Source organism: Sphingomonas degradans (assembly GCF_053502645.1).
The window spans coordinates 3203015-3215091 of sequence record NZ_CP177172.1 but is presented as its reverse complement, the minus strand read 5'-3'; the positions used below and the strand labels follow the sequence as shown (position 1 = coordinate 3215091).

Here is a 12077-nt window from a genome sequence, read left to right as displayed (position 1 = left end):
GAAGCCCATGCAGACCAGTGCCCCCTCCACCGCCCCGAGCCCGTCGCCAGCCCCGGCCGGGACCATCCTGCTGGTTGAGGACGATGCTAAGCTCGCGTCACTGATGACGCAGCAGCTCACCGCGCTCGGCTATGCGGTGCAGGGAGCGGGCGACGGGCGGGCGGCGCGCGCGGCGGTCAGCACGGCGGCGTTCGACGTGATCCTGCTCGACCGGATGCTCCCCGCGATCGACGGCATCGACGTGCTCAAATGGCTGCGCGCCGAACAGGTGCATACGCCCGTCATCCTGCTGACCGCGCTGGGGCGGCTGAGCGAGCGCGTGGAGGGGCTGGATGCCGGCGCCGACGACTATATCGTCAAGCCGTTCGAGATTGAGGAAGTCGATGCCCGCATCCGCGCCGTGCTGCGGCGACAGGTGGTGCCGGCGGTCGACAGCGGCACGCTGATCGCCGGCGACATCACGGTCAGCCCGCTCCAGCACCGCGCCTTTCGCAGGGGCACCCCCATCGACCTGCACAAGACCGAGCTGAACCTGCTCGCCGAACTGGCGCGCAATGCCGGCAGCGTGGTGACGCGGGCGATGCTGCTGGAGCGCGTCTGGGGCTATGATTTCGTGCCGACGACCAACATCGTCGAGGCGTATATCCGGCGGCTGCGCGTCAAGCTGGCCGTGCCCGGCCTGCCCGATCCGATCGCGACGGTGCGCGGCGTGGGCTATCGGCTGCGCGCCTGAGCGGGATGGCGCTCCGCTCGCTCCGCACGATCGCCGCGACGTTCCTGGGGCTGATCGCGGTCGCGACGCTGCTCACCGGGCTGGGCGTCCACCTGTTGATCCTGCGCACGGTGGACCGACAGGTCGACAAAAGGCTGGCGAGCGAGGCGGCGGAGATACTGGATACGCCGCCGCGTCCCGATCTGGCGATGATCGGCGCGCGCATCGTCGACGAGGCCGGGCGGCGCGACAGCGGCGATATCGGCTTCACCCTCACCGACGGCGAGGGGCGGACCCGCGCGGGTAACATCGCGCTGCGCCGGCGTCTGCCGCCGGGGGCGTCGGTGGTGCATGCGAACGACGGCATAGCGGGGCTCACGCGCGGAAGAGCGCTGGTGGTGCCGCTGGCGGACGGTGCCCGGCTGACGCTGATCGCCGAAAGCGAGCCGATCGACGAGTATGACGCGCGGCGGCTGTTGATCCTGTCGTGCGGGTTCGGGCTGATCCTGCTGCTGTTCGGCGGCGGCGTGGCGGTGTTCAGCGTCGTGATCGGGCGCCGGATCGAGGCGGTGCGCGCGGCTGCCGATGCGATCGTCGGCGGCGATCTGCGCCGCCGCGTGCCGCTGTCGGGCACGGGCCGCACCTTCAACCGGCAGGCCGAGGCGTTCAACCGGATGCTCGACCGGATCGAGGAGCTGATGGCGACGCTGTCCAGCGTCTCGAACGAAGTCGCGCACGACCTGCGCACGCCGCTGGCGCGGCTGCGCGGGCAATTGGTGGCGATCCGCGACTCCGCCGATAGCGACGCGCTGCGCGATTCGCTGGACGAGGCCGTGGCGCAGAGCGATGCGATCCTGGCGCTGTTCGCCGCGATCCTGCGCATCGCCGAAGTCGAGGGCGGGGATCGGCGTGCGCGCTTTGCGGCGCTCGATCTTGGGGTGCTGGCGGGCGAGGCGGCAGAGGCCATGGCGCCGATGGTGGAGGATAGCGGCCGGCACCTGGAGGCAGGGCCGTTTCCCGCCACGCCCATTGCGGGCGATGCGCGATTGTTGATGCAACTGACCGTCAATCTGATCGAGAACGCCGTGCATCACACGCCGGAGGGGACGGCGATCCGCGTGGCGGTGGTGCGTGATGACGATGCTGTGGTGCTGCGCGTGGCCGATACCGGGCCGGGCATCGCCGAGGCCGATCGCGCGGTGGCGCTGCGGCGGTTCGGGCGGCTGGACCGCAGCCGGGGCATGCCCGGCCATGGCCTGGGGCTGTCGCTGGCACAGGCGATTGCGCGGCTGCATCACGGGGTGCTGGTGCTCAGCGATGCGCAGCCGGGATTGTGCGTGGAGGTCCGGTTGCCCGCCCGCGCCGAAGCGTAAAAAAAAGGGGCCCGGACAGCGGATGCTGCCCGAGCCCTGTGGTTCAGAGCTTGACGCCAACCTCTGCACCGATGGTGCGCGGCGCGTTGAAGTTGCCGTAATCGCCCAGCACGTTGCTGATGCTGCCGGTCAGGCCGGGCAGGCTGTTCGACGGATCGCGCCGATAGACATAGGCTTCGTTGAACAGGTTGCGCGACCAGACCGAGAACGTGACCTTGCGCCCGTCGTGCAGGTCGATGTCCGCCACCGACAGGCGAGCGTTCACCAGGAACGATGCGTCGTTCTTGGTCGCGAACTGGTCGAACGTCTGGGTTGCCTGGGCATAATTGGCGTCCAGATGCGCCTTCAGCGTCACGCCGCCCAGCGGCAGGGCATAGTCGATCGCGCCGCTGGCCGCGTTGCGGGGCGTGAACACGATATAGACGTTCTGCACCACGTTGGTGAACGGGTTCAGCACCGGCGGGATCTTGGTATAGGTATAGGCGTACGACCCCGTCAGCGTCAGCCCCTGGACCGGATTGACGGTCAGGTCCGCCTCGATCCCGCGGATCCTGGTGGTGCCGGGGGCATTGATCGTCTCGACCGTGTTGCGGTTCGAATTGGTGATCGCGTCGAACGACACCGAGCTGAAGTCGATCTGGCTGTTCTTGCGGTCCATGATGTACGCGGCGAGGTTCAGCCGGACGCGGTGGTCGAGGAATTCGGTCTTTGCGCCGATTTCGTACGACTTGACGTCCTCCGGCCCGAATTCGCGATAGTTGACCGAGCGCGAACTGGCGCCGCCCGAGCGATAGCCGGTCGCGTATTTGGCGTACAGGTTGATCCCCGGCGCCGCATCGAACGCCAGCGTCGCCATCGGATTGAAGCGGCTGGTGTTCTGGTCATAGGTATAGGGGCGGGCGATGTTGTTGACGATATAGAGCTGGCCGCTCTTGTCGTCCCACGTGCCGCGACCGCCGACCGTCAGGTGCAGCACGTCGACGGGCGACCAGGTCGCCTGGCCGAACACGGCATAGCTCTTGGCGAAGGCGCGGCTGGCGCGGTCGATCGAGCGATGCCCCGGCTGCTGGTTGGTCGGATCGTTGATCGTATAGCCGGTGCCGTCGGCGTTCCAGGTGTTCGAGTTCGGCGTAGCCGCGTCGTCGCGCGCGGTTTCGTTGAAATAATAGAGCCCGGCTGCGTAGTCGATGTTGGCGAGGCTGCCGACTGCCTGGAATTCCTGGCTGAACTGGTGCTGGTACAGGTCGGCGAGACTGTAGCGGCTGAATGCGCCATTGGCGGCGAACACCGGCGGGCGATGCGCGCCGCCGCTATTGTCCCACTGCACCGAGCTGACATCGCGCCATGCGGTGATCGAGCGCAGTTCGATTTCCGGGGCGACCTGCCACTTCAGATTGGCGGTATAGCCATGGGTCTTGTCGACGCTGGGCTGTTGCGGCACGCCGATGTCGGCGGTCTTCATGCGGCTGTCGCCATTGACCTGGACGATCGACGGCACCGGCTTGACCGATCCGGTCAGTGTCGTCGTGCTGGTGCCGGGCAGCACGCAGGTGCTGGTGGCAGTGACGGCACCGGCGGCGCAATGGTTCGGATTGACGTTGAGCAACTGGCTGTAGAACGGCGAGTTGGCGTCATAGCCGACATCGTAGGACAGATCGGCCGTGAAGTTCGACGCCGGCTGCCAGCGCACGGCGGCGCGGCCGCCGCGACGGTCATAGTAGTTCCAGCCGGTCTGCCCGGCGAGCGGGTTCTTGGTCGTCGGCCCCTGATACTGGACGACGCCGTCCAGCTTCACGCTGAAGCCGGCGACGGTCGGCAGGTCGATATGCACGTCGCCATTATAGCCGCCATAGGTGGCGACACCGGCAGTGGCGCGCATGTCGAACACCCCGGTCGGCGCCTTGGTGACGATGCTGAGCGCGCCGCCTTCGGTATTGCGACCGAACAGCGTGCCCTGTGGCCCTTTGAGGACTTCGATCCGCTCGACGTCGAACAGCGCGGCGTTGAGCCCGTGCTGGCGGCCCAGATACACGCCGTCGATATAGACGCCGACGCCCTGTTCGCGCGCGGGCTGGTTCGCATCGAGCGGGACGATGCCGCGAATGCCGATGGTCAGCGCGGTCTGGCGCGCTTCGAACGTCGCGACGCGCAGGCTGGGGACGGCGCCGTCGGCGAGGTCGTAAAGGCTCTGGACGTGGCGGTCGGCCAGCGCCTGGCTGTCGAGCACGGCGATGGCGATCGGGGTCTTTTGAAGATTGGTCTCGCGCTTGGTGGCGGTGACGACGATTTCGTTCAGGCCGTTCTGCGAATCATCGACGTCGGCGGGCGTCGGATCGGTGGCGGGCGCGGCGGGCGTCGGGTCGGATTTCCCGGTGTCGGCCAGTGCGGGCGTGGCGATGGTGGCGATCATCGCGCTGCCTAGGAGCAGCGCGGTACGGAAGCGCTTGGTAGTGAGCATTGAGAGTTTCCCCTTCGTCGGGACCTTTCCCGAGTCGAGGGGGAACTAGTCAGATGTCGGGGCAGTATTGTTACAGTGATTGTAACAATACTAGTATTGCCGGTTCATTTTCGTTTCATAATCCCGGAATCGGTAGTATTGATACTTGTAACCTCTGACAAACTTATGTGCTAACGTAATATAGCGTGCATCAGGAACCCGTAATACTGGGGAGCATCATTGTTGCAAATCTGCATCACATGGACGCAAAAGCGTTCGGCGATGCGGATCTCCGCCGTCAGTTCGGCTTTGCATCCGTCGCATAGGCGCGAAGGAAGACGTCGGTCACATAGGCCGCCTCTTCCGCAATGGCGTTGCCGCCGCCGAGTTCCTGGCCCCACAGCAGCCGCTGGTGTCGCCCCCCCATGCACAATATTGCAAGCACGCGGGCGACACGCAGCGGATCGTCACGCCGCAACTGGCCGGCGTCCATCGCCTCCCCGATAAAGCGCGCGAGCAGTTCGTGCGTGCGCTGCGGCACCCGGCGGTAAAAGATCGTCGCGACCTCCGGGGAGCGTCCCGCCTCCGCCGCGATCAGGCGGTGCAGCTGCAACGCATCGGTCGACGTCGTCTTGGTGATGAACCGCTCGGCGAACTCGCACAGCGTGGCGCGGAGGTCGGCCGAGGGCTTGAGCAATCCGGCCAGCTGCTCGCGAAAGGCGACCGTGGCCTCGTCCAGCACCGCCGCGAACAATTCCTCCTTGGACGGGAAATAACTCCACAGCGTGCCCTTGGACCCGCCCAGTTCGGCAGAGATCGCCGACATCGACGTGTTGGCATAGCCATGGTCCATGAAAGATCGATAGGCGATCGCCACGATCGCGGCGCGCCGGTCCTGCTTGCGGGCCTCGCGCTTGCTGGGGGGCTTTGCTGGGATACTCTCCATAGTAATCGTACTATAGGGTACGGTAATGGCTTGACAAGGGGCAGGCGCCACGCCATCTGCCGCGCCGTACTAAACAGTACGGTATATAAAAATCATGACAGTGCCAATGTTCCGTCCGTTTCTGCTTGCTGCGGTTGCCGGGTCCGCCGTCCTTTCGGCGTGCGCGCCCGTGCCCGATCTGGGCGCGCGGCCCGAGGTGCGCGCGGCGACCGACTATGCCGCCACGCAATCCCTGGCTGGGGCGGCGGCCTGGCCCGAGTCGCGCTGGTGGAGCGCCTATGGCGACGCCCAGCTCGACGCGCTGATCGAGGAGGGACTGGCCGGATCGCCCGATCTCGCCGCCGCCGCCGCACGGCTGCGCTCGGCCCGTGCGCTGGCCGAACAGGCGGGCGCAGCGCAGCTGCCGACGCTGGGCGTCGAGGGTGCCGCGAACGAATCCAAGCAGAGCTACAACAACGGCATCCCGCCGGCGTTCGTGCCCAAGGGGTGGAACGACACCGGGCGTGTCGCCGCCAGCCTGAATTTCGATTTCGACCTGTGGGGCAAGAATCGCGCCGCGCTGGCCGCCGCCACGTCCGAGGCGGAGGCGTCGCGGATCGACCTGGAACAGGCGCGGCTGGTGCTGTCGACCAACATCGCCGCTGCATATGCCGATCTGGCGCGGCTCGGCGCCGAGCGCGTCGTGCAGCAACAGGCGCTGGATGTGCGTACCCAGACCCGGCAGCAGGTTGCCGACCGGGTTGCGGCGGGGCTCGATACCCGCGCCGAGCTGAAACAGGCGGATGCGGCGCTGCCCGCCGCGCGCGCCGATCTGGCCGCGACCGACGAAGCCATCGGGCTGACGCGCAACCGCATTGCCGCGCTGCTCGGCAAGGGGCCGGATCGCGGGCTGGCGATCGCCGTGCCCACGACGGTCACGGTATCGCGCGCAGTACCGGCGGGCGTGACCACCGACCTGATCGGGCGCCGCCCGGACATTGTCGCGGCGCGCGCGCGCGTCGAGGCGGCGGCGGCACGGATCAAGGTTGCGCGGGCGGACTTCTATCCGTCGCTCAGCCTGGGCGCGCTGGTGGGATTCCAGTCGCTGGGCCTCGACAATCTGTTCAAGGGCGGATCGACCTATGGCCAGGTCGGCCCGGCCGTCAGCCTGCCGATCTTTCGCGGCGGGCAGTTGTCTGGCCAGTACAAGGGCGCCCGCGCCGCGTATGACGAAGCGGTCGCCAGCTATGACAGCGTCGTCACCGGCGCCTTCCGCGACGTGGCCGACGCCGCCGTCAGCCAGAGCGCGCTGGCGGTGCGCCTGTCCGAAAGCCGTCAGGCGCTGAGCGATTCCGAGCAGGCCTATGGAATCGCGCAACAGCGCTATCGCGGCGGCCTGTCGCGCTTCACCGACGTACTCACTGCCGAGGAGCGCGTGCTCCAGAACCGCAGAATCGTGGCCGATCTCGATGCGCGGGCCTTCGCGCTCGACATCCAGCTCGTTCGCGCGCTCGGCGGCGGATTTTCCAGCAACACCGCGGCGGACGCCGCACGCAAGGACCCGACCCATGGCTGATGCCGATCCCGCTCTCACCGCCGCTCGCGCCGATGTGGCGCCGGCACCGTCCAACCTGCGCAAGAAGCTGCTCGGCGGCATCGGTGCGGTCGTGCTGGTCGCCGGCATCGGCTATGGCGCGTGGTACACGCTGGTCGGCAGCCATTATATCAGCACCGACAACGCCTATGTCGGCGCCGACAGCGCCAGCGTCACGCCGATGGTCGCGGCGCAGGTGAAGAGCGTCGCGGTCGCCGATACCCAGGCGGTGCGCAAGGGCGACGTGCTGGTCCAGCTGGATGACAGCGACGCGCGCATCGCGCTGGCCCAGGCCGAGGCCGAGCTGGCGCGTGCCGGCCGCCAATATGGCCAGGCATCGGCGACCAGCACCGCGCTGGCCGCGCAGGTGCAGGCGCGCGAGGCGGACATCACCCGCGCCCGCGCCCAGCTGATCGCGGCGCAGGCCGATTATGACCGCGCGCGCATCGACCTGGAGCGCCGCCGCAAGCTGGCGCCCAATGGCGCGGTGTCGGGCGAGGAACTGACCAGCGCGACCAATGCGTTCGCCACCGCGCGCGCCAATCTGGAACTGGCCCGTGCCGGCGTGGCCCAGGCAAGCTCGACGCGCGGGGCGGCGACCGGCCAGCTGGAAGCGAACAACGCGCTGATCAGCGGGACCACCGCCAAGACCGCGCCCGAAGTGCTCGCGGCGCAGGCCAAGGTGGAGCAGGCGCGGCTCGATCTGTCGCGCACCGTCATCCGCGCGCCGATCGACGGCATCGTCACGCGCCGCAACGTCCAGGTGGGCCAGCGCGTGGCGCCGGGCACCCAGTTGATGCTGATCGTGCCGGTCGGCCAGCTCTATGTCGACGCCAACTTCAAGGAAGGCCAGCTGACCAAGGTGAAGGTCGGCCAGCCGGTCACGCTGACGTCCGACCTGTATGGCGGCGGCGTGGAATATCACGGCAAGGTCGTGGGGCTTTCGGGCGGCACCGGATCGTCGTTCGCGCTGATCCCGGCGCAGAACGCGACCGGCAACTGGATCAAGGTGGTCCAGCGCCTGCCGGTGCGCGTCGCGCTGGACCCCATGGAGCTTCAGGCGCACCCGCTGCGCGTGGGCCTGTCGATGGATGCCGAGATCGACGTCTCGGCCAAGTGAGGACCGGCGCATGATTGCCAAGGCCGACCAGGTCATGCCGATTACCGGCTTCCGCCTGATACTTGCGGGCGCGGTGCTGGCGCTCACCAATTTCATGGTGGTGCTCGACACCACGATCGCCAACGTGTCGGTCCCGCATATCGCCGGCGGCCTTGGCATCTCGGCCAGCCAGGGGACGTGGATCATCACGTCCTATGCGGTGGCGGAGGCGGTGTGCGTGCCGCTGACCGGCTGGCTGGCCGGGCGGTTCGGTGCGGTGCGGGTGTTCACGATCGGCATGATGGGCTTTGGCCTGTTCTCGATGTTGTGCGGCATGTCGACCACGCTCGGCATGCTGGTGGCGTGCCGGATCGGGCAGGGGCTGTGCGGCGGGCCGCTGATGCCGCTGTCGCAGACGCTGCTGCTGCGCATCTTCAAGCCAGAGCAGCGCGCGCAGGCGATGGGCGTATGGGCGATGACCACCGTGGTCGCGCCGATCCTGGGCCCGATCCTGGGCGGTACGATCAGCGATACCTGGTCGTGGCACTGGATTTTCTTCATCAACATCCCCGTCGCCGCGCTGTGCGCGTTCGGCGCGATGCGGCTGCTGCGCGCGGCGGAGACGAAGACCGAGCCGCTGCGCGTCGATCGCGTCGGGCTGATGCTGATGCTGCTGTGGATCGCCGCGCTTCAGATCATGCTGGACCTGGGCCGCGAACATGACTGGTTCCACGACACCACGATCGTGATGCTGGGCGTCGTCGCGCTGATCGGCTTTGCGGTGTTCCTGGCATGGGAGCTGACCGAGGCCGAGCCGATCGTCGATCTGCGGGTGTTCCGCCACCGAGGATTCACGGTATCGGTGCTGTCGCTGTCGCTGGCGTTCGGGACGTTCTTCGCGTCGGTCGTCATCATCCCGCAATGGCTCCAGATGAGCCTGGGCTACACCGCGACCTATGCGGGCTATGCGACGGCGTTCAACGGTGTGGCGGCGGTCATCATGTCGCCGATCGTCGCCAAGATGACGAACAAGTTCGATCCGCGCGGGCTGGTATGCTTCGGCATATTGTGGCTGGCGCTGACGTCGCTGCTGCGCGTCCACTGGAACAGCCAGGCCGATTTCTGGTCGCTGGCCTTCCCGCAGATGCTCCAGGGATTCGGCATGCCGTTCTTCTTCATCCCGCTGACCACGCTGGCGCTGGGATCGGTCGAGCCGCACGAGACGGCGTCGGCGGCGGGCGTCATGAGCTTCCTGCGCACGATGGCGGCGGCGATCGGGACGTCGATCGCGACGACGATGTGGGACAATGACGGCCGCGTCGCCCGCAGCGAACTCGTGTCCAAGCTCAACACCCAGAGCATCCAGGATTCGATGATGGCGCAGGGCTTTTCGCTGGATCAGGTGCGGTCGGTGATCGTGCGGCTGGTGGATAACGAAAGCACGGCGCTGGCGACCAGCCATATCTTCGCGCTGGCGGCGGTGATCTTTACCGGGGCGGCGATGATCATCTGGCTCACCCCGCGACCAAAGCGCGCGGTCGCCATGGGGGCCGCGCACTGACGAATATCCAGCGGTCGGGAACCTTTATGCGCTGACTGCATTGTGGAGCCCCATGGAGCCAATGTCCGCATTGCGCGCGATTAGATATTCCGCCGCGACACGATGGGCGTAGAGGGGGCCTGCAATGCAGGGTGAACCCGTCAAGATCCTCGCCGTCGATGACGTCGAAGACAATCTGACCGCGCTGGAGGCGCTGTTGGCGCATGACGGGCTGACGCTCGTCAAGGCGCGTTCGGGCATCGAGGCGCTGGAGGCGCTGCTGGTCCACGATGTCGCGCTGGCGCTGCTCGACGTGCAGATGCCGGGCATGGACGGGTTCGAGCTGGCCGAACTGATGCGCGGCACCGAACGCACCCGGCGCGTGCCGATCATCTTCGTCACCGCTGCGGCAACCGACGAGCGCCGCCGCTTTCGCGGATATGAAACGGGCGCTGTCGATTACCTGTCGAAGCCGGTCGATCCCCAGATCGTGCGCAACAAGGTGGAGATCTTTGTAGAGCTGTTCCGCCACCGGCGGGAACTGGCGCGGCAGCGCGACGAGAATGCGGCGGCGCTCGCCCGCTTGCAGGCGCATGGGGACAATTCGCCGTTGGCGATCATCGAATTCGACGCCGAACAGCGCATCATCGCCTGGTCGCAGGGTGCCGAGCGCATCTTTGGCTGGCGCGCCGCGGAGGTCGAGGGGTTTTCGGCGCAGGATTTCGACTGGCTCGACGCTGACGACGCCGGCCCGTTCGCGGCGCTGATGCGCGAGATGATCGCCGGGGAGCGCGTGCGCGCGATGCATCCGCTGCGGATGCGGACTTCGGTCGGCGCGCGCGTCGATTGCGAATGCTATTGCTCGGCGCTGCTCGACGGGGCCGGGCGGCTGTTGTCGGTCAACATCCAGATCCTCGACGTGACCGAGCGCAAGCGCGCGGAGGAAACCCAGCGGCTGCTGATCGGCGAGCTGAACCACCGGGTGAAGAACACGCTTGCCTCGGTCCAGGCGATCGCCACCCAGACGCTGCGCCATTCCTCGGGCCCGTCGGATTTCGCGCCGACCTTTATCGGGCGCATCCATTCGCTGGCGCGCGCCCATTCGCTGCTGAGCAGCACGACATGGCAGGGGGCGAGCCTGCGCGAGTTGGTGGAGGGCCAGTTGCACACCGGCACCATCGATCCCGAGCGGCTGATCGCGTGCGGCCCGGAACTGGAACTGGCGCCCGAGCCGGCGCTGCATCTGGCACTGGTGCTCCACGAGCTGACGACCAATGCGAACAAATATGGCGCGCTGTCGGTGCCCGAGGGCGCGGTACGGCTGGAATGGCATGTGGCCGACGGGATGCTGGCGCTGGACTGGCGCGAAAGCGGCGGGCCCGCTGTCGCGCCGCCCGCGCGCAAGGGCTTCGGCACTGCGCTGATCGAGCGCAGCCTGCGCGCCGAAGGGGGGAGCGCCACGCCGCTCTATGGCCCGGACGGCATGGGCTGGACGCTGGCGCTGCCCTATGCCGCATCGACGCAGGCGGGGCGCCGGGCACAGGCCGGTCCCGCACGCGGGCGCATCGGCGCCGGCGATTTTTCGGGTGACGCGCTGCGGGGCAGGCAGGTGCTCGTGGTCGAGGACGAGCCGCTGGTCGCGCTCGAGCTGGTGTCGATCCTGCGCGATGTGGGCGCGGAGATCGTCGGGCCGGCGGCCAGCGCGGATCAGGCGATGGCGCTGATCGCGGACGCGCCGATCGACGTGGCGCTGCTCGACGGCAATCTGCAAGGTGCGATGGTGGATGCGGTCGCGCTGGCGCTGGTGCAGCGCGACGTGCCGTTCCTGTTCGTCAGTGGCTATGGCCGCGAGCATCTGCCCGCCGGGTTCGACGAAGTTGCGATCGTCAGCAAGCCGTTCGATCCAGGCCAGTTGATCGCGGCGGCGGTGCGGCTGCTGGGGGCGGGGGCGCTGGCGGTGACGGATGCAGAGGGAGGGATGCGATGACTCAGGCCACTGCGCATATCGGGCGGGACCGGTATGCCACTCGGATCGAAGTCGGTCCCCGAATGGTGACGGCGGACGAGCCGGCGTCGCGCGGCGGCGGCGATACCGGATTTGCCCCCTATGACCTGCTGCTCGCCAGCCTGGGCGCGTGCACCGCGATCACGCTGCGCATGTATGCCGATCGCAAGGCATGGCCGCTGGAATCGCTGGACGTCGTACTGCGCCTGCACGGGGTTGGCGAGACCTTGCGGATCGAGCGGGTGCTGACGCCGCAGGGGCTGGACGACGAACAGGCGGCCCGGCTGGCAGAGATCGCCGAGAAGACCCCCGTGACGCTGACGCTGAAGCACGGGCTGCCGATCGACACGCGACTGGGGTGAGTGTTTGTGTGGAAATTCGCTCTTCCGCGA

General features: G+C 67.7%; 9 protein-coding genes. 7 read left to right on the top strand and 2 right to left on the bottom strand.

What is annotated here, in order from left to right; translation table 11 throughout:
• Positions 1-7: 7 nt before the first annotated feature.
• Together ACG3SL_RS14800 and ACG3SL_RS14795 are read left to right on the top strand one after the other, a co-directional pair.
• Positions 8-733 (top strand): response regulator transcription factor, encoded by a 726-nt coding sequence (locus tag ACG3SL_RS14800; protein WP_448661946.1) that lies wholly within the window; start codon positions 8-10, stop codon positions 731-733.
• Between the two features lie 5 nt (positions 734-738).
• Positions 739-2085 (top strand): ATP-binding protein, encoded by a 1347-nt coding sequence (locus ACG3SL_RS14795; RefSeq protein WP_448661945.1) that lies wholly within the window; start codon positions 739-741, stop codon positions 2083-2085.
• A gap of 43 nt (positions 2086-2128) precedes the next feature.
• On the opposite strand, the gene ACG3SL_RS14790 is transcribed toward ACG3SL_RS14795, so the two are convergent.
• Both ACG3SL_RS14790 and ACG3SL_RS14785 read right to left on the bottom strand, forming a co-directional pair.
• Complete coding sequence (locus tag ACG3SL_RS14790; protein WP_448661944.1) at positions 2129-4543, bottom strand: TonB-dependent receptor; 2415 nt, start codon at positions 4541-4543, stop codon at positions 2129-2131.
• A 277-nt stretch (positions 4544-4820) separates the two neighbouring features.
• Complete coding sequence (locus ACG3SL_RS14785; protein WP_448661943.1) at positions 4821-5468, bottom strand: TetR/AcrR family transcriptional regulator; 648 nt, start codon at positions 5466-5468, stop codon at positions 4821-4823.
• 106 nt (positions 5469-5574) lie between these two features.
• Here ACG3SL_RS14785 and ACG3SL_RS14780 point away from each other — a divergent pair, with 106 nt between their 5' ends.
• The 5 genes from ACG3SL_RS14780 (at position 5575) to ACG3SL_RS14760 (ending at position 12047) form a co-directional block, all read left to right on the top strand.
• Positions 5575-7023: an efflux transporter outer membrane subunit gene (locus ACG3SL_RS14780; protein WP_448661942.1), complete on the top strand. Its 1449-nt coding sequence runs from the start codon at positions 5575-5577 to the stop codon at positions 7021-7023.
• Positions 7016-8161, top strand: a complete 1146-nt coding sequence (locus ACG3SL_RS14775) for an HlyD family secretion protein (RefSeq protein WP_448661941.1) — start codon at positions 7016-7018, stop codon at positions 8159-8161. The genes ACG3SL_RS14780 and ACG3SL_RS14775 overlap by 8 nt, the downstream gene beginning before the upstream one ends.
• A 10-nt stretch (positions 8162-8171) precedes the next feature.
• Positions 8172-9701: a DHA2 family efflux MFS transporter permease subunit gene (locus tag ACG3SL_RS14770; RefSeq protein WP_448661940.1), complete on the top strand. Its 1530-nt coding sequence runs from the start codon at positions 8172-8174 to the stop codon at positions 9699-9701.
• 124 nt (positions 9702-9825) lie between these two features.
• The gene (locus ACG3SL_RS14765; RefSeq protein ID WP_448661939.1) at positions 9826-11667 is read left to right on the top strand and encodes a response regulator; all 1842 of its coding nucleotides are present in this window, start codon (positions 9826-9828) and stop codon (positions 11665-11667) included.
• Positions 11664-12047: an OsmC family protein gene (locus tag ACG3SL_RS14760; protein ID WP_448661938.1), complete on the top strand. Its 384-nt coding sequence runs from the start codon at positions 11664-11666 to the stop codon at positions 12045-12047. Before ACG3SL_RS14765 ends, ACG3SL_RS14760 begins: the two co-directional genes overlap by 4 nt.
• The last annotated feature ends 30 nt before the right edge of the window (positions 12048-12077 follow it).

Coding starts and splice junctions, on each gene's coding strand:
- ACG3SL_RS14780 (WP_448661942.1), top strand. CDS start 5,575: ATGTTCCGTCCGTTTCTGCTTGCTGCGGTTGCCGGGTCCGCCGTCCTT.
- ACG3SL_RS14770 (WP_448661940.1), top strand. CDS start 8,172: ATGATTGCCAAGGCCGACCAGGTCATGCCGATTACCGGCTTCCGCCTG.
- ACG3SL_RS14795 (WP_448661945.1), top strand. CDS start 739: ATGGCGCTCCGCTCGCTCCGCACGATCGCCGCGACGTTCCTGGGGCTG.
- ACG3SL_RS14785 (WP_448661943.1), bottom strand. CDS start 5,468: ATGGAGAGTATCCCAGCAAAGCCCCCCAGCAAGCGCGAGGCCCGCAAG.
- ACG3SL_RS14790 (WP_448661944.1), bottom strand. CDS start 4,543: ATGCTCACTACCAAGCGCTTCCGTACCGCGCTGCTCCTAGGCAGCGCG.
- ACG3SL_RS14765 (WP_448661939.1), top strand. CDS start 9,826: ATGCAGGGTGAACCCGTCAAGATCCTCGCCGTCGATGACGTCGAAGAC.
- ACG3SL_RS14800 (WP_448661946.1), top strand. CDS start 8: ATGCAGACCAGTGCCCCCTCCACCGCCCCGAGCCCGTCGCCAGCCCCG.
- ACG3SL_RS14760 (WP_448661938.1), top strand. CDS start 11,664: ATGACTCAGGCCACTGCGCATATCGGGCGGGACCGGTATGCCACTCGG.
- ACG3SL_RS14775 (WP_448661941.1), top strand. CDS start 7,016: ATGGCTGATGCCGATCCCGCTCTCACCGCCGCTCGCGCCGATGTGGCG.